Annotated in this window: 20 protein-coding genes; 3 read left to right on the plus strand and 17 right to left on the minus strand. The window is 70.2% G+C overall.

Annotated elements, in window-relative coordinates:
- Window positions 1-44 precede the first annotated feature (44 nt).
- From AB0L53_RS17785 to uvrA, 3 genes are all read right to left on the minus strand, one after another.
- Window positions 45-500, minus strand: coding sequence for a Rieske (2Fe-2S) protein (locus AB0L53_RS17785; RefSeq protein WP_358540427.1), 456 nt, complete (start codon window positions 498-500; stop codon window positions 45-47).
- 104 nt (window positions 501-604) lie between these two features.
- Window positions 605-1,030, minus strand: coding sequence for a Rieske (2Fe-2S) protein (locus tag AB0L53_RS17790; RefSeq protein WP_363994493.1), 426 nt, complete (start codon window positions 1,028-1,030; stop codon window positions 605-607).
- A gap of 444 nt (window positions 1,031-1,474) precedes the next feature.
- Window positions 1,475-4,315, minus strand: a complete 2,841-nt coding sequence (gene uvrA, locus AB0L53_RS17795) for an excinuclease ABC subunit UvrA (protein WP_363994496.1) — start codon at window positions 4,313-4,315, stop codon at window positions 1,475-1,477.
- A gap of 218 nt (window positions 4,316-4,533) precedes the next feature.
- On the opposite strand from uvrA, the gene AB0L53_RS17800 reads away from it, so the two are divergent.
- Window positions 4,534-5,301: a maleylpyruvate isomerase family mycothiol-dependent enzyme gene (locus AB0L53_RS17800; protein ID WP_363994499.1), complete on the plus strand. Its 768-nt coding sequence runs from the start codon at window positions 4,534-4,536 to the stop codon at window positions 5,299-5,301.
- Window positions 5,298-5,954: an MBL fold metallo-hydrolase gene (locus AB0L53_RS17805; RefSeq protein ID WP_363994502.1), complete on the plus strand. Its 657-nt coding sequence runs from the start codon at window positions 5,298-5,300 to the stop codon at window positions 5,952-5,954. The genes AB0L53_RS17800 and AB0L53_RS17805 overlap by 4 nt, the downstream gene beginning before the upstream one ends.
- Before the next feature lie 12 nt (window positions 5,955-5,966).
- On the opposite strand, the gene AB0L53_RS17810 is transcribed toward AB0L53_RS17805, so the two are convergent.
- The 13 genes from AB0L53_RS17810 to AB0L53_RS17870 form a co-directional block, all read right to left on the minus strand.
- Complete coding sequence (locus AB0L53_RS17810; protein ID WP_363994505.1) at window positions 5,967-6,239, minus strand: hypothetical protein; 273 nt, start codon at window positions 6,237-6,239, stop codon at window positions 5,967-5,969.
- A 38-nt stretch (window positions 6,240-6,277) separates the two neighbouring features.
- On the minus strand, window positions 6,278-7,099 hold the full coding sequence (pssA, locus tag AB0L53_RS17815; protein ID WP_357958358.1) for a CDP-diacylglycerol--serine O-phosphatidyltransferase: 822 nt from the start codon (window positions 7,097-7,099) through the stop codon (window positions 6,278-6,280).
- The gene (locus tag AB0L53_RS17820) at window positions 7,086-7,727 is read right to left on the minus strand and encodes a phosphatidylserine decarboxylase (protein WP_357958355.1); all 642 of its coding nucleotides are present in this window, start codon (window positions 7,725-7,727) and stop codon (window positions 7,086-7,088) included. Before AB0L53_RS17820 ends, pssA begins: the two co-directional genes overlap by 14 nt.
- A gap of 104 nt (window positions 7,728-7,831) precedes the next feature.
- Entirely contained in the window at window positions 7,832-8,812 is a 981-nt protein-coding gene (locus AB0L53_RS17825) for a TerC family protein (protein WP_358447821.1), read from the minus strand.
- A gap of 181 nt (window positions 8,813-8,993) precedes the next feature.
- Complete coding sequence (locus AB0L53_RS17830; protein WP_363994510.1) at window positions 8,994-10,079, minus strand: glycosyltransferase family 4 protein; 1,086 nt, start codon at window positions 10,077-10,079, stop codon at window positions 8,994-8,996.
- A gap of 9 nt (window positions 10,080-10,088) precedes the next feature.
- The gene (locus AB0L53_RS17835; RefSeq protein ID WP_363994513.1) at window positions 10,089-11,717 is read right to left on the minus strand and encodes a lipid II flippase MurJ; all 1,629 of its coding nucleotides are present in this window, start codon (window positions 11,715-11,717) and stop codon (window positions 10,089-10,091) included.
- 173 nt (window positions 11,718-11,890) lie between these two features.
- Window positions 11,891-12,751 (minus strand): hypothetical protein, encoded by an 861-nt coding sequence (locus AB0L53_RS17840; RefSeq protein ID WP_363994516.1) that lies wholly within the window; start codon window positions 12,749-12,751, stop codon window positions 11,891-11,893.
- A gap of 1 nt (window position 12,752) precedes the next feature.
- Window positions 12,753-13,727: a copper transporter gene (locus AB0L53_RS17845; RefSeq protein WP_363994519.1), complete on the minus strand. Its 975-nt coding sequence runs from the start codon at window positions 13,725-13,727 to the stop codon at window positions 12,753-12,755.
- Window positions 13,724-14,920, minus strand: coding sequence for a putative cytokinetic ring protein SteA (gene steA / locus AB0L53_RS17850; protein WP_363994521.1), 1,197 nt, complete (start codon window positions 14,918-14,920; stop codon window positions 13,724-13,726). Before steA ends, AB0L53_RS17845 begins: the two co-directional genes overlap by 4 nt.
- Window positions 14,921-14,993: 73 nt before the next feature.
- Window positions 14,994-16,703: a DNA repair protein RecN gene (gene recN / locus AB0L53_RS17855; protein WP_363994524.1), complete on the minus strand. Its 1,710-nt coding sequence runs from the start codon at window positions 16,701-16,703 to the stop codon at window positions 14,994-14,996.
- A 64-nt stretch (window positions 16,704-16,767) separates the two neighbouring features.
- Complete coding sequence (locus AB0L53_RS17860) at window positions 16,768-17,667, minus strand: NAD kinase (RefSeq protein ID WP_358540401.1); 900 nt, start codon at window positions 17,665-17,667, stop codon at window positions 16,768-16,770.
- Window positions 17,664-18,476, minus strand: coding sequence for a TlyA family RNA methyltransferase (locus AB0L53_RS17865; protein ID WP_363994527.1), 813 nt, complete (start codon window positions 18,474-18,476; stop codon window positions 17,664-17,666). Before AB0L53_RS17865 ends, AB0L53_RS17860 begins: the two co-directional genes overlap by 4 nt.
- Window positions 18,473-18,679, minus strand: a complete 207-nt coding sequence (locus tag AB0L53_RS17870; protein WP_357958335.1) for a hypothetical protein — start codon at window positions 18,677-18,679, stop codon at window positions 18,473-18,475. The genes AB0L53_RS17865 and AB0L53_RS17870 overlap by 4 nt, the downstream gene beginning before the upstream one ends.
- A 127-nt stretch (window positions 18,680-18,806) precedes the next feature.
- Between AB0L53_RS17870 and AB0L53_RS17875 the strand changes: the two genes are divergently transcribed.
- A complete protein-coding gene (locus tag AB0L53_RS17875) occupies window positions 18,807-19,154 on the plus strand; it encodes an SCP2 sterol-binding domain-containing protein (RefSeq protein WP_363994529.1) in 348 nt (115 codons plus the stop codon).
- Between the two features lie 70 nt (window positions 19,155-19,224).
- On the opposite strand, the gene AB0L53_RS17880 is transcribed toward AB0L53_RS17875, so the two are convergent.
- Window positions 19,225-20,196 carry an HAD-IIA family hydrolase gene (locus AB0L53_RS17880; protein WP_363994532.1) on the minus strand — a complete coding sequence of 324 codons (972 nt, stop codon included), beginning with the start codon at window positions 20,194-20,196 and terminating at the stop codon, window positions 19,225-19,227.
- Between the last annotated feature and the right edge of the window lie 24 nt (window positions 20,197-20,220).

Genomic DNA, 20,220 nt, shown 5'->3' on the forward strand with positions numbered 1-20,220 from the left:
GAGCTCACCCAACCGCACACAGGTGAGAAATTCATGAGGACCCGCTAGGCGAGCGTGATCTTACCGTCGCTGACCTTGATTTTCTTCTCCGCGAGCGGCTCGGAAGCCGGGCCACCTGCGACGGAACCGTCTGAAATCTTGAACTTGCTCCCGTGGCACGGGCAGTTGATGGTGCCGTCCGCGACCTCGTCGACCGTGCATCCCTGATGGGTGCAGACCGCCGTGAACGCCTTGAACTCCCCCTCCGTCGGCTGGGTGACGACTATCTTCTGGCTCTCGAAGACCTTCCCGCCCCCGCTGGGGATGTCGCCGGTTTCGGCGAGCGCCTTGCCGGCGGCGGCTTTCTTCTTCTTCGGGGCCGCGGACGACGGCTCGTCGGCCGCGGGTGCCTCACTCGCCTGGGTCGTCGGCGAGCCGTAGCTCGCGCAAGCGGTCATCACCACTGCGAGCCCGGCGCCTCCGGCCCCGAGCACCACCGCCCGGCGCGTCGTTTCGGTCATATTGCGTCCTCCCAGGTCTAGTTCTCACTTCAGGTACGGCCAGCGCCCTCGCGCCGGTTCAGCGTGCCGTACGCCAATCCCGGGAACCACGCAGAATTACCTGTTCAGGCCACCACGACGCCGTCACCCACGACCTTGACCTGATAAGCCACGAGCGGCGCGGTCGCCGGGCCCTTGAGCGCCTTGCCGCTGTCGGCGGCGAACTCGCTGCCGTGGCACCCGCATGTGATCACGTTCTCCTCGGGCGAGCCGACGGCGCAGCCCTTGTGCGTGCAGACCGCGCTGAACGCCTTGAAGACGCCCTTCGCCGGCTGGGTGACGACGATCTTGTACTTCTCCACCAGGACGCCGCCGCCCACGGGCACGTCCGCGGTCTTGGCGAGCACCTGCCCCTTGATCCCGGCCGGCTCCGCGCTGGCGCCGCCGCCACACCCCGCGGCCGCGAGACCGCACGCCGCCAGTCCGGCCACGCCCAACGCCTCGCGACGCCCGATTTCGGGCATGGCGCTGCCCAGCTCCGTGATCCCCATGGTGTGAGCCCTTCCCCGTGGCCACTGACCCCCTGCAGGCCAGGCCGCTATCGTCGGGTCAACTTTATTGCCGACACCCCTCGGTCCCCCGCCCGGGTCATCGCCGCGAGGCCGCGAATCCCGAGCCACCGCGCCTCACCCGACGTAGACCCCACAGGTCCGCCCGACCGTTCAACGCCCGACCGGCACCCCAGGGACCCGCACCTGCTGGGGCTGTGACCGCCTTGCTGCCGGACCCCTAAGGGACCCGCCCCTCCGAGGGGTGGCTGTGATCGCCTTGCTGCCGGGACCTCATGACGCCCCCTTAGGGACCCCCGCGCCCCTTCGGACCCCGGCCATCACCAGGCCGGGCCCGACCGTCTCGTGCCGACGGACACGGCCGGTCCCCGGGTTTCTGTACGGCGGCCACCCGCCGTACAGAAAGACCCTGGAGAAAAGGGAACCTCAGAGCGAGAGGATCTTGCGCAGGAAGCGCCCCGTGTGGCTCTCGTCCACCAGCGCGATCTCCTCAGGCGTCCCCGTGGCGACCAGCGTGCCGCCCCGCGAGCCACCCTCGGGCCCCATGTCGATCACCCAGTCGGCCGTCTTGATGACGTCGAGGTTGTGCTCGATGACGATCACCGTGTTGCCGCCGTCGACCAGCCGACCGAGCACTCCGAGGAGCCGCCGGATGTCCTCGAAGTGCAGCCCGGTGGTCGGCTCGTCGAGCACGTAGATCGTCCGCCCGGTCTGCCGCCGCTGCAGCTCGGAGGCCAGCTTGACGCGCTGCGCCTCGCCGCCGGACAGGGTCGTGGCGGGCTGCCCGAGCCGTACATAGCCGAGGCCGACATCGTTGAGCGTCTGCAGGTGGCGCTTGATCGCCGGAATCGCGTCGAAGAAGCCGAGCGCCTCCTCGATCGGCATGTCGAGCACCTCGGAGATCGTCTTGCCCTTGTAGTGGACCTCCAGCGTCTCCCGGTTGTAGCGGGCGCCGTGGCAGACCTCGCATGGGACGTACACGTCGGGCAGGAAGTTCATCTCGATCTTGATGGTGCCGTCGCCGGCGCACGCCTCGCAGCGGCCGCCCTTGACGTTGAAGCTGAAGCGTCCCGGCTGGTAGCCGCGCACCTTCGCCTCGGTGGTGGCCGCGAACAGCTTGCGTACGTGGTCGAACACGCCGGTGTAGGTGGCCGGGTTGGAGCGCGGGGTGCGCCCGATCGGCGACTGGTCGACGTGGACGACCTTGTCGGCCTGGTCGATGCCGTTGATCCGGGAGTGCCGCCCGGGCACGGTGCGCGCCCCGTTGAGCTCCTTGGCCAGCGCGTTGTAGAGGATGTCGTTGACCAGGGTCGACTTGCCGGACCCCGACACGCCGGTGACCGCGGTGAACAGGCCGAGCGGGAACTCGATGTCGACGCCCTTGAGGTTGTGCTCGCGCGCGCCCTTGACCGTGATCTGCCGCTTCCTGTCGCGCTTGCGGCGCTTGGCGGGGATCGGGATGCTCCTGCGTCCGGACAGGTATTGGCCGGTCATCGACTCTTCGCTGGCCAGCAGCTCCTGGACGGTGCCGGACACGACGACCTGGCCGCCGTGCTCACCCGCGCCCGGACCGATGTCGACCACCCAGTCGGCGGCCGCGATCGTGTCCTCGTCGTGCTCGACGACGATCAGCGTGTTGCCCATGTCGCGCAGCCTGATCAGCGTGTCGAGCAGCCGCATGTTGTCGCGCTGGTGCAGGCCGATCGACGGCTCGTCCAGGACGTACAGGACGCCGACCAGGCCGGAGCCGATCTGGGTGGCCAGCCGGATGCGCTGGGCCTCGCCGCCCGCCAGGGTGGCGGCGGCGCGGTCCATGGTCAGGTAGTCGAGGCCGACGTCGAGCAGGAAGCCCATGCGGGCGTTGATCTCCTTGACCACCCGCTCGGCGATCTGCATGTCGCGGTCGGACAGCTTGAGCTCGGACAGGAACTCCGCGCACTCGCCGATCGACATGGACGACACGTCGGCGATCGACTTGTCCGCGACGGTGACGGCCAGCGTGACCGGCTTGAGCCTGGCGCCCTTGCAGGCCGGGCACGGGATCTCGCGCATGTAGCCCTCGAACCGCTCGCGGGTCGAGTCGCTCTCCGCTTCGACGTGCCGGCGCTGGACCCACGGGATGACGCCCTCGTAGGTCGTGTAGTAGGAGCGCTGCCTGCCGTAGCGGTTGCTGTAGCGGACGTGCACCTGCTCGTCGTGGCCGAACAGCAGGGACTTCTGCGCGGCCTTGGGCAGTTTCTCCCACGGCGTGTCGAGGGTGAAGCCCATGGTGTGGCCGAGCGCCTCGACGAGCCTGACGAAGTATTCGCTGGTGTGGCCGCCCGACCAGGGGTGGAGCGCGCCGTCTCGGAGCGTGGACTCCGGATCGGGTACGACCAGGTCGGGGTCGACCTCCATCTTGGTGCCGAGCCCCGTGCACTCCGGGCAGGCGCCGAAAGGCGAGTTGAAGGAGAACGAGCGGGGCTCCAGCTCCTCGAACGACAGGTCGTCGTAGGGGCAGTAGAGATGCTCGGAGTAGAAGCGCTCGCGGTTGGGATCGCCTTCGGGCAGGTCGACGAACTCCAGCGTGATCGTGCCGCCGGACAGCTGCAGCGCGGTCTCGACCGAGTCGGTGAGCCGCCGGCGCGACGACTCCTTCACCGACAGCCGGTCGACGATGACCTCGATGTCGTGCTTCTCCTGCTTCTTCAGCGTGGGCGGCTCCTCCAGCCGGATGATCACGCCGTCGACCCGCGCCCGGGCGAAGCCCTTGGTCTGCAGCTCTCGGAACAGCTCGGCGTATTCGCCCTTGCGACCCCTGACGACCGGGGCCAGCACCTGGAAGCGGGTGCCCTCCTCCAGGTCCATCACGCGGTCGACGATCTGCTGCGGCATCTGCCTGGCGATCGGCCGCGCGCACACCGGGCAGTGGGGCTTGCCGATGCGCGCCCACAGCAGCCTCAGGTAGTCGTAGACCTCGGTGATCGTGCCGACGGTCGAGCGGGGGTTCTTGCTGGTGGCCTTCTGGTCGATCGACACCGCGGGTGACAGGCCCTCGATGAAGTCCACGTCGGGCTTGTCCATCTGACCGAGGAACTGGCGGGCGTAGGCCGACAACGACTCGACATAACGCCGCTGGCCCTCAGCGAAGATCGTGTCGAAGGCCAGGCTCGACTTGCCCGAGCCGGACAGGCCGGTGAAGACGATCAGAGAGTCTCGCGGCAGGTCCAGCGAGACGTCTTTGAGGTTGTGTTCTCGTGCACCACGCACGATCAGGCGGTCTGCCACGGCGATCCCGGATGTCGAAAGGCGGATAGGTCCACGGGGGATGGTAGACGGGGGCTCCGACAATTTCGGCGGCCCGCTCGTCGAACCCCGAAAATCCGTCGCTACCAGGTTACGGCCTACTCCCACCCCTGCAGGTGGCCTTTAGCCGTCAACCGCGTGACCAGCCATTTTATGCCCCCAGCAGTCCCCAGAACCCCCCGAATGATGAAATATCCGGCATGACCGTTCTGCTGACGCTCCAGGCCGAGCTGGCCGCGTCGACCGCCCGTTTCCTGGCCACGGCGGCGTCCCTTACCGAGGACGACGTCGCCGCCCCCTCGCTCCTTCCGGGCTGGTCCAGGGGCCACGTGCTCGCCCACGTGGCGGCGAACGCCGACAGCCACATCAACCTGCTGACCTGGGCCAGGACCGGCGTCGAGACGCCGCAGTACCCGACCGGCGCGGCGCGGGAGGCGGGCATCGAGGCGGGCGCGGGCCGTACTCCCGCCGAGCACGTCGCCGAGCTGGCGGCCGCCGACGCCCGGCTGGCCGCCGAGATCCACGACCTCCCGGAGGCGGCGTGGCGGGCGACCGTCTCGGCCATGCGCCCGCCGCCGCACCCCGCCTGGTACATCCTCGTACGGCGGCTGCGCGAGGTCGAAGTACACCACGTGGACCTCGGCGCGGGCTACGGCCCGGCGGACTGGCCCGAGACGTTCGTCGACCGGGAACTCCACGACTGCCTGCGGTGCTGGCCGTACGCGCGAAGCACCGTCAGCGAGATCACCCTGCGCGGTGGGCGGACGTGGCGCGACCTGGGCCCCGGGCCGGCGGTCGAGGGCGACGCGGCCGACGTTCTGGCATGGCTCATCGGGAGATCCGACGGCACGGGCGTTAGGGTGGTGACGGAGGGGCGGCTGTCAACGCCGGTTCCCGTGGCGCCGCCCTGGATGACGATGCCCGCCCCCGCTGATCTGCCCGCGACGCCCCCGAAGGACTACCCATGACCTACACAGGTGACGTCCAGGTCGGCGGTCCCGCCGACGTACGCGAGCTCCCGAAGCTGTCGATCTGCAAGCTGGCAGTGGGGCCGTTCGACAACAACGCCTACCTGCTGCGCTGCACCCAGACCGGCGACGGCCTGCTGATCGACGCCGCCGCGGAGGCCGACCGGCTGCTGGCGCTCATCACCGACCAGCCGATCAGCGCGATCGTCACGACCCACCAGCACGGCGACCACTGGCAGGCGCTGGAGCAGGTGACCAAGGTGACGGGCGCCCAGGTGATCGCGCACCCGCTCGACGCGCCCGGCCTGCCGATCCCGGTCGACCGCACGGTCGAGCACGGCGACAGGATCACGGTCGGCGTGGTCGACCTCGAGGTGATCCACTTGCGCGGTCACACGCCGGGTTCGATCGCCCTGCTGTACGACGGCGGCGACGAGGGGCGACACCTGTTCACCGGCGACTCGCTCTTCCCGGGCGGGGTGGGCAACACGCAGAAGGACCCGGAGCGCTTCGCCCAGCTCTTCAGCGATGTCGCCGAGCGGATCTTCGACCGGCTGCCCGACGACACATGGGTGTACCCGGGCCACGGCAAGGACACCACACTCGGCGCCGAGCGCCCGTCCCTGCCGGAATGGAAGGCCCGAGGCTGGTAAGACCCGCCAACGTCAGCGGTTCGCCAGGACTCGGGCGATCCGCTGGGCGGCCAGGGCGGGATCGTCGGCGAGGCCGACGACCTCGCCCCACGACCAGCGGTAGAACCACCCCTCCGGCAGCGGCACGCAGTCGACCGTCTCGACGAGCATCACGGTGTCGGGATCGCTGACCCGCAGCGCGGGTGGGTAGGGCAGCAGGGTAGTGGTCAGCCCGTGCAGCTCCAGCTCCCTGGCCAGCTTCGCGAGAAAGTACGTACGCGTGTGCTCGCGCGGCGTGGCCGACATGGCTCCATCACCACCCGGATGACGGCGGACGTATCCGCTCAGCTGCCGATGCGCTCGGCTTCCCTGCGCTGCTCACGCTTGTAGAACAGCACCCGCAGCGGGATCGCCGCCACGAGCGCGATCTGCATGGTGGCGCCGATCTTGATGGGCAGGTCGCCACCCTCGGGCCAGGCCACCCAGAAGGTCAGGAAGGCCACATTGATCATGATCCATCCGAGCACCACCGCGGCGAGCTGCCCCTTGGGCTTGGGGTATTCGATCCGGCTCACCATCAGCCAGGCCACGCCGAGCACCGCGAGCAACGAGTAAAGACTCGGCTGGAACAGCATCACGATCGAGATGACGGTCATGGCGCCCATGGGAATGGGCAGGCCCATGAAGTCGCCGCTCTTGGTCTTGACGCAGGCGAACCGCGCCAGCCGAACGACACCGGCGACCAGCACCGCCGCGGCAGCGGCCACCACAGCGGCGAACGGCACCTTGTCCGTGAAACCACCCCAGATCACGACCATGAACGCGGGCGCGAACCCGAAGCTGATCACGTCGGCGAGGTTGTCGAGCTCGGCGCCCATGGCGGAGGCGCGGAAGCGCCGCGCGACCAAGCCGTCGAACAGGTCACAGGTGGCGCCGATGAGCAGCAGCACCACGGCGGTCGCGAAGTAGCTCGGCGCGGGCGTGAAGTCGCCCCCGGCCTTGAGCGACTGGATCGCCGATGAGGCCAGGACGCACACCGCGAGGAACCCGCAGATGGCGTTGCCCAGCGAGAGCGAGTCCGCCGCGGACAGGCGGAATGCCTTGCCAACGGGTCCTCGAGGTTCTTCGTCGTCGGCCTGCCAGCTGCCGGCGTCAGCCGCGGTCAATTCTGGTCACCCCCGCAACCGTCTTCTCGCCCACGGACACCGCGGACGAGATCCCTTCGGGAAGGTAGATGTCGACCCGCGAACCGAACCTGATGAGCCCGATCCGCTCGGTCTGCGAGACCTTGGCGCCGACGGTCACGTATGGCACGATCCTGCGCGCCACCGCGCCTGCGATCTGCACCATCTCGACGTCGCCGAGCGCCGTCGCGAAATGCCACACCACGCGTTCGTTCTGGTCGCTGTCCTTGTTGAAAGCCGGCAGGAACCCACCCGCCACATGCTGCACGGAGGTGACATTTCCCGCAAGGGGGGCCCTGTTCACATGGACGTTCAGCGGACTCATGAAGATCGCGACGCGGGTGCGCCCGTCGGCCTGCGGGTCGATGCTCTGCACGACGCCGTCGGCCGGTGACAGGATCCGCCCCTCGCCCGGCGTGCGGTCCGGGTCACGGAAGAACCAGAGCATGGCACCGGTGAGGGCGCCCAGCGGCACGGCCGCCAGCGCCCATCGACGGTCCCGGCGCGTCAGCAGCGCGGTGGTGGCCGCGGCGGCGACGGTGGGGAAGAGCCACGGGGACACCCCGCGCGCGAGCCGCACGCGGCCCGTCTTGGCAGAATCGTCTGACACGTACAACCTTCGATGGTGACTGGACTGGGCGCTTTGCCGTGATGTTACAGAGTCAGCAACTATTACACGGCGCAACTTCTCAAGCAAAGCGCCTCGAAAGCCATTTAGCTAGCCCTGCTGGCTTCCTCGCCCTTGCGCGCATCGACACGGGCCTTGATCAGGCTGGCCGCGGTGGTGATGACCATGGTGGCGCCGATGACCGTGAGCGAGACCCAGATGGGGATTTCGGGCGCCCAGGAGACCTCGCTGGCATGCAGTGCCTCCAATATGAGCTTAACCCCGATGAAGCCCAATATGAACGCAAGTCCATAGCTGATGTAGACCAGCCGCTGAAGCAGGCCTCCCAGCAGGAAGTAGAGCTGACGTAGTCCCATCAGCGCGAACGCGTTGGCCGCGAAGACGATGAACGGGTCCTTGGTGAGTCCGAAAATGGCGGGAATCGAGTCGAGCGCGAACAGCAGGTCGGTGCTGCCGATGGCGACCATCACGATGAGCATCGGGGTGACCATCCGACGCCCGTCGATCTTGACGGTGACCTTCGACCCGACGTAGCCCTCGGTGGTGGGGAAGGCCTTGCGCACCCACCTGAGCAGGATGTTCTCGTTGAACTCCTCTTCGTCGCCCTTGAGGTGCTGCCGGATCAGGTTGATCGCGGTGTAGACCAGGAAGGCGCCGAAGACGTAGAACAACCAGCTGAACCGCTCCAGCGCCGCCGCGCCGAGCGCGATGAAGATGCCGCGCATGACCAGCGCCAGCAGGATCCCGACGAGCAGCACCTTGTGCTGGTACGCCTTGGGCACCGCGAACCTGCTCATGATGATGAAGAAGATGAACAGGTTGTCGACGCTCAGGCTGTATTCGGTGATGTAGCCGGCGAAGAACTCCCCCGCCTTGGCGCCGCCGAGCGTGGCCCACAGCAGACCGCCGAACACCACGGCGAGCAGCACATAGAACGTGACCCAGTATCCGGCCTGCCGCATCGAGAACTCACGGGCTTCACCGCGGTCGACGATCCAGAGGTCGATGGCGAGAACGACCAGCAGGCCGCCTATGACGGCGATCCAGGCCCAAACAGGTACGATCACGTGGTCTACCTCCGGCATGCAAAAACAGAGCGCCGGAGGTCTCTCCCGCCCGCCAAACACGCGGACCGGCAGCCCCGGGGGCCCCGTGGAGCGGGACTACACCGTGATGACGAGGCTGCCGCGAAGGGATACTCCCCTCCCTAACGCACGCAGTATATGAGAACGCGTAAGTCTCGCCTAATCATTCGTGCTGTCTTGACTGTCTGTAGACATTCAGCACACTTTCCACCGCTTCGTCGGCATCCGGAAGCTCGGCCCCCCGCCGCGCCGCCGCCCCGGCCAGCCGCGCCGCCTCGGCGCCGTCTCCGACCACATCCTGTACGGCACCCCGCAGCGCCGCCACGTCCCCGTACGGCACCAGGATCCCAGCCCCGGCCAGCAGATCGGGGACCCCGCCCACCGCAGTCGCGATGACCGGCCGCCCCACCATGAGGGCCTCGCTCACGCTCAACGGCTGGCCCTCCCACCTGCTCGCCCACACCACGACAGTCGCGGCGGCGAGCAGGTCGGGCACGTCATCCCGGTTACCCAGAAGCATCACGGGCAGCGCCTCGGCCTCGATCCTGCGCCGCAGTTCGCCGAGCAACGGCCCATCCCCCGCCACCGCGAACAGCGGCGTCTCACCCTTGCCCGCCCAGGGCCCGCGAGCGGTGTCGAGGAGAGTCTCCAAGCCCTTCTGCTGGGCCAGCCTGGCAACGGTCAGCACGATCGGCCGCCGCCCGGCCCCCAACTCGGCCCTGACCTCCTGCGGCGAACGCCGGGCGGCCCGCGGCACGGGCGCGGGCACCACGGCCGGCCCCACCTTCCGCGCCCCCAGCGCCCTCATCCGCTCCCCCAGGTCGGGCGAGACGACCAGCACCTGGTCGGCCCGCCTGGCCACCACCCGTTCGAGCCCGCCGTAGACGACCCCGATCAGCCCCCCGGCGGTGAGCGCGTTGTGCAACGTCACCACCAGCGGCACCCGGCCCCACAGCCCCAGCCCGGCCAGTGCTCCGGCCCGCAGGCCGTGGGCGTGCACCACGTCGGCGTCCTTGGTCACCCGCCGGATCGCGAGCACGGCCCGCAGGTCATTGACCGGATGCGGCCGATCCGACATCGGCGCCTCCACGAACCGGGCCCCGGCCTCCCCGAACGAGAACTGCTCCTCGACGCTCGCCGGCCCCACGACCACCACGCGATGACCACGCCGGATGAGCCCCTCGACCAGCATCCGGACATGCCGTCCCGTCCCCCCGGACGTGGTGCCCAGCACGAACGCCACCCGCACAGCCGCTCCTCACTTCCCAGATCCACGCCTGAACGAACCGGCCACCGCCCGAGCCGTCGGCCGGTCCACCAGCGCCACCACCACGCCGCCGGCGACCGCCGCCGCGAGCGCCGCCAGCACGGTCGCCCCGACATTGGGCCAGATGCCCCGCGCCCCCAGCACCCCCACGACCGCCGCGCCGGCGAGGTAACCCGCGCCACCGCCGGCGACCGAGGCCAGCGCGGCCCGGCCCAGCCCGGCCACCGCAACGCGCCCCCGCGCCCGCACCACCGAGGCGAGCAGCAGCGCGCCCCCCACCGTCATCCCGGTGGTCATGCCAAGCGCCAGCCCCCCGAGCTTCCAGTCACCGGGAAACGTCAGCGCGAACACGGTCTGCGCCACCATGACGACGCCCCACCCCAGCACGGTGCCCGTTGCCACGGCCCGCCCGCGCCCGGCCGCGTACAGGACACGACTCAGCTGCGCGATGAGCCCGTAGCCGACGAGCCCTGGCGCGAACAGCGCGATCGCGCGGGCGAAATCCGGCGCGGGCACGTCGCTCTTGAAGCCGAGGAACACCACCGCCCCGGGCTCGGCCACCGCGGCGAGCACCCCGGCGGCCAGCCCCGACACCAGCACCACCGCCCGCGTGGTCCGCGCCGCGAGCGCCGCGAACCCCGCCGTGTCGCCGCTGCCCGCCTGCGCGGACAGCCGCGGAAAGGCGCTAGTGGCGATGGGCACGGCCAGCACCGCGTAGGGCACCAGGTAGATCGCCCACGCGTAGTTGTAGACCACGATGGCCCCGTTGCCGACCTCCCGGTTGGACAGCACGACCACCATGGCCATGGCGGCCTGCTGAGCGATCAGCGCGGCCACCCCGGCCAGCGCGAGCCTGCGCACCTGGACGGCCACGCCGTCGGGGAAGCGCAGCGTGGGCCGCCACCGCAACCCGAGCCCGGCGACCGGGCCGATCACGGTCAGCACCAGGGCCAGCACCCCGAGGCTGGTGCCCACGGACAGCGCGAGCTCGGCGGGCCCCAACTCCCGGGCCGGAGCGCTGATCCCGCCGCTGAGCGGCACGAACAGCAGGTAGGCGACGATGACCACGAGACTGGACACCAGCGGGGCGACGGCGGGCCCGGCGAAGCGGTGGTGGGACTGGAGCACGCCGTAGAGGACGACCGCGACGCCGTACAGCGGGATCTGGGGGGCGAAGACGACCAGCATGCGGGTGGCGACCGCGGTCACCTCGCTCAGGTCACAGTGGGGCACCGCGTTACCGAAGAACAGCCCGAGGATCGGCCCCGCGAGCACCGCGGTCAGCACGCCGAGCGGCACCAGCACCACGAGCACCCAGCTCAGCAGCGCCGAACTGATCCGCCCGATCCGCTCCCGGTCCGGGCCGCCGCTCGAATCGTGCCCCGGCCCGGCTCCCGCGAGCACCGGGACCACCATCCCGGCGAGCGCGCCGCCGACGACGACCTCGAAGACGATGTTGGGGATCCCATTGGCCGTGGCGTAGGCCGTCGCCAGGCAGTTGGTGCCCACCGTCTGGGCGAACGCGTATTGCTTGGCGAACCCGGCGACCCGGGCCAGCACGGTGATGGCCCCGATGAGCAGCGCCCCACCGGCGACGCCGCGGACGAGCCGCTCCCTCACCACACCCGCCCCGCCCCGAACCCGATCACGCGAACATCCTGGCAGGCCGCACCGACAATCGCGCAGGGCGCCCCATCACCTAACAGGACAACGACTCACACAGCGCCACAGGGCACAGACCTCGCACCACGCAGCTCACAGGGCACCACACACCACATCGACGGGACGCCGACTCACGCCGCGTCGACGGGACGGCGACCGAGCATGTCCAGCCGGTTGAGCACCGGATTACCGGCGATGACCTTGGTGAAGCTGACCTTCTCTGACGCCGCCGTCAGCGCCGCCACCGTGCCGAGCAGCACGAACCGCCCCCGACGCCCCAGTTTGGTCACCGCGGCCAGCCCGAGCAGCGCGCCCAGCGCGTTGGCCCCGGCGTCGCCGAGCATCGCCCGCTCGCCGAGGTCGTCGGGGAGCAGCGCGGCGGCGGCGCCCAGGGGCACGGCGGTTAGCGCGGCGGTCAGCGGCGCGTCGCGGAAGAGCGAGGCCGCCAGCAGCGGCCCGCCCGTGAGCAGGCCCACTTTGATCGCCCGGCCGGGTCGCAGGTCGAAGAGGTTGGCCAGGTTGGCGGTGCCCGCGATGGCCGCGCCGTTGACCAGCGTGTCGACCGGCCCCCGCGAGACGAGCGCCGCCGCGCCCAGCCCGGTGGCCCCGATGCCGAGGATCTTGACCGCACCGCTGGTCACCTCGCCGCGGCCCAGCGCGGTCAGGTGCCCCTTGAAGCCCTTGGACTTGGTCGTGCCGTAAAGGTCGTCGTAGGCGCCGAGCGCTCCGCTGCCGACCCCGGCCAGCAGCGCCGCCAGGCGTACGCGGGGCGGAAGACCCGGCGCGAGCGCGGCCGCCGCGCCGGAGCCGGCCACGAACGCGGGCCCCTCCAGCAGCGTGATCGGCTCGCCGCGGTGGTTGGTGCGGGTCCAGCGGCCCGGCTCCTTCTCGTCGGCGCGCGGCGCCAGGCGGGTGAAGGCGGTGTAGGCGGCGCGGGCCGCGACGGCGCCGATCGCGGCACCGGCGAGGGCGTAGAGGAGGCCACGAGCCATGTCAGCTCCCTGACTGGGTGGGGGACGGGGTCGCGGTCGGTGCCGCGGGCTGGAATGTAGGGGCTCCCGTGCCGATGCCGTAGTGGCCGGCGCGGCCGCTCAGCTGCTCGCGAAGCGCGTCGATGATCACGATCCGGCCCGCGGGCATGTCGGGCGTGTCGACGGTCGAGACACGCTTGGCGATCTCGCCCTCGTCGCGCAGCGCGCCGACCACGCCTCCGGAGACGGCGGCGGTGGCGGCGGTGCCCGTCACCACCGCGCCCTTTCCGCCGGCGTCGAGGCCGCTCACGAGCGAGACGAGGGCGTCGGCCTGGGCTTCGGCGTTCTCGCCTTCGTACGGCTTCTCCGGGGCGAACATCACGGCCAGTGTGGCCCGCTTGCTCGGATCGCCTTCGACGCTGAGGAAACCGCCCTCCTCGAAGCCGCCGAGGACCGCGCCGGTGGCCGGGTTGGCGGTGCCGGCCACCGCCTGGTCGGTGGTCATCACGGCGGCGGCCAGCACGGCGCCGGCCTTCTGGTACGCGGTGATCGCGGCAGGGAAGGTGATGTTGTCCGGTTTAAGGCTGTTGGCCAGGCCGTCGATCACACCGCTCTGCTTGGTGTCGACGAACTTCTCGCTCAGCACGACACGCCCCGTGACCACGGCGCCCGACTGGGCCAGCACCTGCTGCTCGGCCTCGCGGTAGGTGGCGTTGGAGCCCGGCGCCTCGATGAGCACGACGTGCTGGCCGGTCAGCTGGCCCGCGACGCGTTGCGCGGTGAGCGCGGTGACGAAGGAGTCGTTGCCCGCCTCCCTGCCCCGCAATGCGTCGATCGTGGCTCTGAGGCTGGTGTTGTCCTTGGTCATCTGGTCGCTCGTCCGTCTGGCCAGCTCGATGGCGGGCGACTGGAGCAGCGTGGTGCCCATGACGATGCCGACCGCCAGCGCGAGGAAGATCGCGACGATGGACACGAGGTGATAGCGGAAATCGATCACGAGAAGAGTCCGACCAACCAGAAGATGAAGGCGTTCCAGAAATCTTGCATGCCGTTCAGCCAGGTCTGGCCGATCGGCGACAGGAAGAGCGCGACGCCCATCGTGATCAACGCGGTGATCACGAGCAGCAGCAGCTGGGACGTCGAGATGCGGCTTCGGTAGAGCCTACTCACTCCCTTGGCGTCGATGAGCTTGCTGCCGACCCGCAGCCGGGTGAGGAAGGTGCTGGCCATCCCCGAACGACCCTTGTCGAGGAACTCCTCCAGCGTGCCGTGGGTGCCGACCGCCACGATCAGCTCGGCGCCCTTGTCGTCGGCCAGTAGCATCGCGATGTCCTCGCTGGTGCCGGTGGAGGGGAAGATCACCGCTTCGCGGCCGAGCTGGTGGACGCGCTCCAGGCCGGGCGCCCTGCCGTCGCGGTAGGCGTGCACGACGAGCTCGGCGCCGCAGCTCAGCGCCTTGGTGGAGACAGAGTCGAAGTCGCCGACGATCACGTCGGGCAGGTAGCCGGCCTCCAGCAGCGCGTCGGCACCGCCGTCGACCCCGACGAGCACCGGGCGGTATTCCCTGATGTAGGGGCGCAAGGTGGCGATGTCTTCTTTGTAGTGGTAGCCGCGCACCACGATCAGGACATGCCGGCCCTCCATGGGGGTGCGGATGTCCGGCACGCCGACTCCGTCGATGAGCAGCTTGCCCTCGCCCCGGACGTACTCCATCGTGTTGACGGCGAACGCCTCGATCTGCACCGCGAGACCGGCGCGCGCCTCGGCCATGGCGGCCTCGACCGCGTCGGGGGTCTGCTCCTCGCCCTTGCCGACCACGTCACCGTCGAGGTAGACGACCCCGTCGTGGATCCGGACGACATCGCCGTCCTTGACCCGCTCGAACAGATCCTGGGTGGCGTTGTCGACGAAGGGCACCCCGGACTCGATGATGATCTGCGGGCCGAGGTTGGGATAGCGTCCGCTGATGCCGGCGGCGACGTTGACCACGGCCGACACTCCGCACGCGACAAGCGCCTCCCCGCTGACCCGGTCCACGTCGACGTGGTCGATAATCGCTATTTCACCGGGCTGGAGGCGCTTGGTCAGCCTCTTAGTCCGCCGATCGACTCTCGCCACTGCCGTGACACCGGGAAGGTCCGTGACCTTCCTAGCGCGGAGGCCCGGCATCCTGCTCCCCGGAACCTTCATCAAGACCATCCTGCCAGAGTGAAGCAGCGCAGAGGCCACGCACTGCGCGGCGTGTCCGCTATGTCACTCAGGATCACCGATCGGCGGCCGCTAGCCCGAGGAGTTCTTCGGCGTGTGCTCTGCCCAGCTCGGAGTCTTCCAACCCCGCCAGCATGCGGGAGAGCTCGCGTACCCGGCCTTCGTGGTTGAGGGTGAGGACGCCACTGCGTACGACACTGCCGTCACTGGCCTTCTCGACCACCAGATGCTGGTCGGCGAACGCGGCCACCTGCGGCAGGTGGGTGACGACGATGACCTGGGCAGTCCGTGCCAGCCTGGCGAGGCGGCGCCCGATCTCGACCGCGGCCTTGCCGCCCACCCCCGCGTCGACCTCGTCGAACACGAACGTCGGCACCGGATCGGCGCCCGCGAACACCACCTCGATCGCCAGCATGACGCGACTCAGCTCGCCGCCGGACGCGCCCTTGTTCAGCGGGAGCGGCGGCGCGGCGGGGTGGGCGGCCATGCGCAGCTCGACCTCGTCGACGCCTTCGGGGCCGAAGTCCGCGACCTGGGTGAGCTGGACGATGACCCTGGCGTGCGGCATGGCCAGCGCGGTCAGCTCGTCGGTGACGGCCTGGCCGAACCGCTCGGCGGCGCCCTCGCGCACCCGGGTCAGCTCAGCGGCCAGCTCGGTGAGCCGGGCGGTCAGCTCGTCGTGCTCGCGGGTCAGCTCGTCGATGCGCTCGTCATCGCCCTCCAGCTCGACCAGCCGGGCGGACGCCTCCTGAGCCCACTGCAGGACACCGGCGCTGTCTTCAGCATATTTCCGGACCAGTCCGGACAGAAGGGCCCGGCGGTCCTGCACGGCGGCGAGCCGCGCGGGGTCGGCCTCGATCGACTCGGCGTACGCGGCCAGGTCGGTGGCGACGTCGGAGATGAGGTAGCCGGCCTCTGCCAGCCGGTCAGCCACCCCGGCGAGCTGCGTGTCGTAGTCGCGCACCGCCTCGACGGCCGAGCGGGCCTCACCCAGCAGGGAGATCACGTCGCGCGAACCGCTCGCGGCCTCCATCGGGTCGCCGAGCAGCGCCGTGTGCGCGCTCGTCGCGGCACCGCGCAGCGCGTCGGCGTGCGAGAGCCGCTCCTCCTCGCCGCGCAGCTCGACGTCCTCACCGGCCTTCGGCTCGACCTTCTCGATCTCCTCCAGGCCGAACCGCAGCCGGTCGGCCTCCTGAGCGCGCTCACGCGCCCTGGTGGTGAGCTCGTCGAGCAGCGCCCCCACCTGCTTGTGCCGTTTGTACGCCTGCGAGTAGGCGCGCAGCGGCTTGACCAGATCGTCACCGGCATAGCGGTCGAGGGCGGCCCGCTGCTTGGCCGGCTGCAGGAGGCGCTGCTGGTCCATCTGCCCATGGACGGCGACCAGGTCGTCGGCCAGGTAGGTCAGCGTGCCGACCGGCACCGTCCGGCCGCCGAGCCAGGCCCGCGACCGGCCCTCGGCCGAGACGGTGCGGGAGATGATGAGCTCGCCGTCCTCGATCTCACCGCCGATGTCCTCGACCTGCTGGGAGACGCGGCCGCCGGCTTCGATGACCAGCGTGCCCTCGATGGTGGCCTTGTCGGTGCCCGGCCGGATGCGGGAAGGGTCGGCCCGGCCGCCGAACAGCAACCCGAGCCCGGTGACGACCATCGTCTTGCCGGCACCGGTTTCGCCGGTGACCACGTTGAAGCCTGGCGAAAGCTCCAGAACAGCCTCGTCGATGACGCCGAGCCCCTGGATGCGGACCTCCTCGACCCTTGGTCGCACTGCCCACTCCCGTCGCTCCGAACGCTTGTGCGATCTAACTGTACGCGCTGCACCTGTAATTGAGTCAGGGACGCACCCTTCCGCGCCAGCCCTGGACGGGTAGTTCGAACTTGGCGACCAACCTGTCGGTGAAGGGGGCGCCGGTGCTCTCCACCCCGTGCAGCCGGGCCAGTCGTACCGGCTGGGAGCCGCGGCGTACCTCCACCCGGCTGCCGGACGGCAGGTCGAAGCGGCGCCGCCCGTCGCACCAGAGGACGCCGCCGGGCGTGTCGGGCAGGATCTCGACGGCGAGCGTGGACCGCGGCGAGATCACCATCGGCCTGGCGAACAGAGCGTGCGCGCTGATCGGCACCATCAGCAGCGCCTCGACCTCCGGCCACACGACGGGACCCCCGGCGGAGAAGGCATAGGCGGTCGAGCCGGTCGGGGTCGCGCAGATCACGCCGTCGCAGCCCCAGCGGGACAGCGGCCGCCCGTCGATCTCGGCGACCACCTCCAGCATGCGCTCGCCCTTCTCCACGCTGGCCTCGTTGAGCGCCCACGTGTCGGCGAGCACCTGGCCGTTCTGTCTGGCCAGAATGTCGATCGTCATGCGTTCCTCGACGTCGTAGCGGCCCGCGACCACACTGTCGACCGCCGACTTCAGGTCGGCGACCTCGGCCTCGGCCAGGAAGCCGACGTGCCCGAGGTTGACGCCGAGCAGCGGGGTGCCGGTGGGCCTGGCCAGGTCGGCCGAGCGCAGCAGCGAGCCGTCGCCGCCGAGCACGATCAGCATCTCCGCGTCCTTGGCGGCACCGGGATCGCAGGGCACCACTTCGGCGCCGCGGCAGCCGATGTCGTCGGCCTCCACATCGAGCACCCTGACCCGGATCCCGGCCGTGACCAGGCGGTCGATGACCAGGCGGGCGCTGTCGACCGCGGCCTCCCGCCCTGTGTGCACGGTGACCAGCACAGTACGGTTCATTGTGGCCCTTCCGCGACGGCCCGCTCGATCTCGGCTTCGAGGTCGGCGACCGGCGGCTCGCCCTCCCCCTTGCCCAGCCAGAGCAGATACTCCACATTTCCCGACGGACCTGGCAGCGGGCTCGCGGTCACGCCGCGCACCACCAGGCCGAGCTCGTGCGCCTTGGCCGCGGCCTGTCGCACCGCGCCCGCCCGCAACACCGGGTCTCGCACCACGCCACCGGCACCCACCAGGTCCTTGCCCACCTCGAACTGCGGCTTGACCAGCAGCACGAAGTCTGCCTGAGCGGCGGCCACCGAGGCCAGCGCGGGCAGCACCAGCCGCAGCGAGATGAACGACAGATCGCCTACGATCAGCGAAGGGGGCTCACCGACCAGATCCGGGGTGAGATCACGTACGTTGACGCGCTCCATCACGGTCACCCGGTCGTCGGTCCGCAACGACCAGGCGAGCTGGCCGTAACCGACGTCGACGGCCAGCACGCGTTCGGCGCCGTGCCGCAGCAGCACGTCGGTGAACCCGCCCGTGGACGCCCCCGCGTCGAGGCAGCGGCGGCCCCGGATCTCCAGCGCGCCGAACGCCTCGATCGCACCGAGCAGCTTGTGCGAGCCGCGCGAGACGTAGTCGGGACCGTCGGCGGACTCGGCCACGACGATGGCCGAGGCGGTGTCGACCTGGGTCGCCGCCTTGCCGGCCCGCCGTCCGCCGACCGTGACCCGGCCGGCTTCGATGAGCTGGCCGGCCTGCTCACGCGACCTGGCGAGGCCGCGCCGCACCAGCTCGCTGTCCAGCCGGATGCGTCGGCTCACCGGTCGCCCGTCCGGCCGTCCACCTGGCCGTTCACTTGCCCATCCACCTGGCCGTCCACGGCCCCCAGCGCGGCCTCGAGCCCGGAGAACGCCTCGTCGAACACCGCGACGTGCTCACCCACCGGCCGCCCGGCCAGGTCACCGAGACCGGCGAGGACCGCGTCGACTCGCTCGTCGCCGGTCTCCTCCGGTACCTCACTCATGACAACGACCGTAACGCCTCATGCGAGCACCCGGCACCTTGGCAGGTGTGTCACACGTTGAAGGGTCACACGGGGGTGCCACTGATGTGGAACGCTACCGTCCTGAAATGGAAGAAAGGATCCCGACATGGCAAGCGTCGAGGAGTGCCGGGCGGCACTGGCCAAGCTCGTCGACCAGTTCGACGAGATCGGCGAGGAGGACCGGGCCAAGCACGTGGTCGAGCGTACGGTGAGCTGCCGGATCTCCGACCTCGACTTGATCTTCTACGGCCGGCTGCATCCTGACGGACTGGACCCGTTCAGTGAAGAGCCGCCCTCGAACGGCAGGTCGGCCGATGTGAAGCTGACGATCGCCAGCGACGACCTGATCGCCCTTGTGGACGGGGAGCTCGATCTGGCGCGCGCGTTGCTCGGCGGCCGGGTACGGATCGACGCCAGCTTCGGCGACCTGCTCCGCCTACGCCGCCTCCTCTGATCCTCCACTCGCTGCCGGCCGCTGGGCCCCATCAGTGAGGCCGCACAGTCAGGAGGGCAGCGCGTCCGGCTCAGCCGATCCGATCCAGCACCGGTTTGACCGCGTCCTCCTCGGCCCGGCTTTCGCCCGCATATGTCCAGGCCGCGTCACAGGCGGCCCTCAACCCGTCGACGCGGCTGCCGTCACCCTCCAGCGTGAGCACTCCGTCGACCCACTGGGCCCGCCATCCCCCGCAGACGCCCTGCCGTACCTCCGGATAGGGCCGCAGCAGCGCGGACAGATCCTCGGCCACGTACGTCGGCCGCTGCTGAGGAGAAGCCGTGAGCACGTCGAGCGGCGTGGCGACCCCGGTGAGCACCAGCAGTCCGTCGACGCCCGCGTTGACGGCGCCCTCGATGTCGGTGTCGAGACGGTCGCCCACCACGAGCGGCCGCTTCGCCTCCGTACGGATCATCGACTCCCGATGCAGCGGCGGATCCGGCTTGCCCGCGAACACCGGCTCCACCCCGGTCGCGGTGGCGATCACCCGCGCCATCGCCCCGTTGCCGGGCAGCTCACCCCGCCGCGTCGGCAGCGTGCTGTCCCTGTTGGCGGCCACGAACAACGCGCCCTGCCGTACGGCCAGCGCGCCTTCCGCCAGCAGCCCGTACGCGAGACCGAGCGCCATGCCCTGCACGACCGCGACCGGCGCGTCCGCCGCCGTGGTGACGGGCCTCAGTCCTTGATCCCGTACGGCCAGCCGCAGCCCGGAACCGCCCACCACGAGCACAGGGGAACCGGCCGGCACCCGCTCGGCCACCAGCCGGGCGGCGGCCTGCGCCGAGGTCACTACGTCTTCTGCCCTGGCGGAAAGGCCAAGCTCGCGCAGGTGCGCGGCGATGGCGGCGGGGGTGCGTGAGGCGTTGTTGGTGACGTACGCCAGCCGCGTACTCCTGCCCCGCGCCTCCTCCAGCGACTCGACCGCATGGGGAACCGCGTGGGCGCCCAGATAGACGACCCCGTCGAGGTCGAGCAGCAGGGTGTCATAGCCGTCGATCAGCACTGCGCCTCTTCCCGTTGACTTGTC

Origin of the sequence: Nonomuraea sp. NPDC052129 (genome assembly GCF_040680095.1) — a bacterium.
GTDB lineage: Bacteria > Actinomycetota > Actinomycetes > Streptosporangiales > Streptosporangiaceae > Nonomuraea.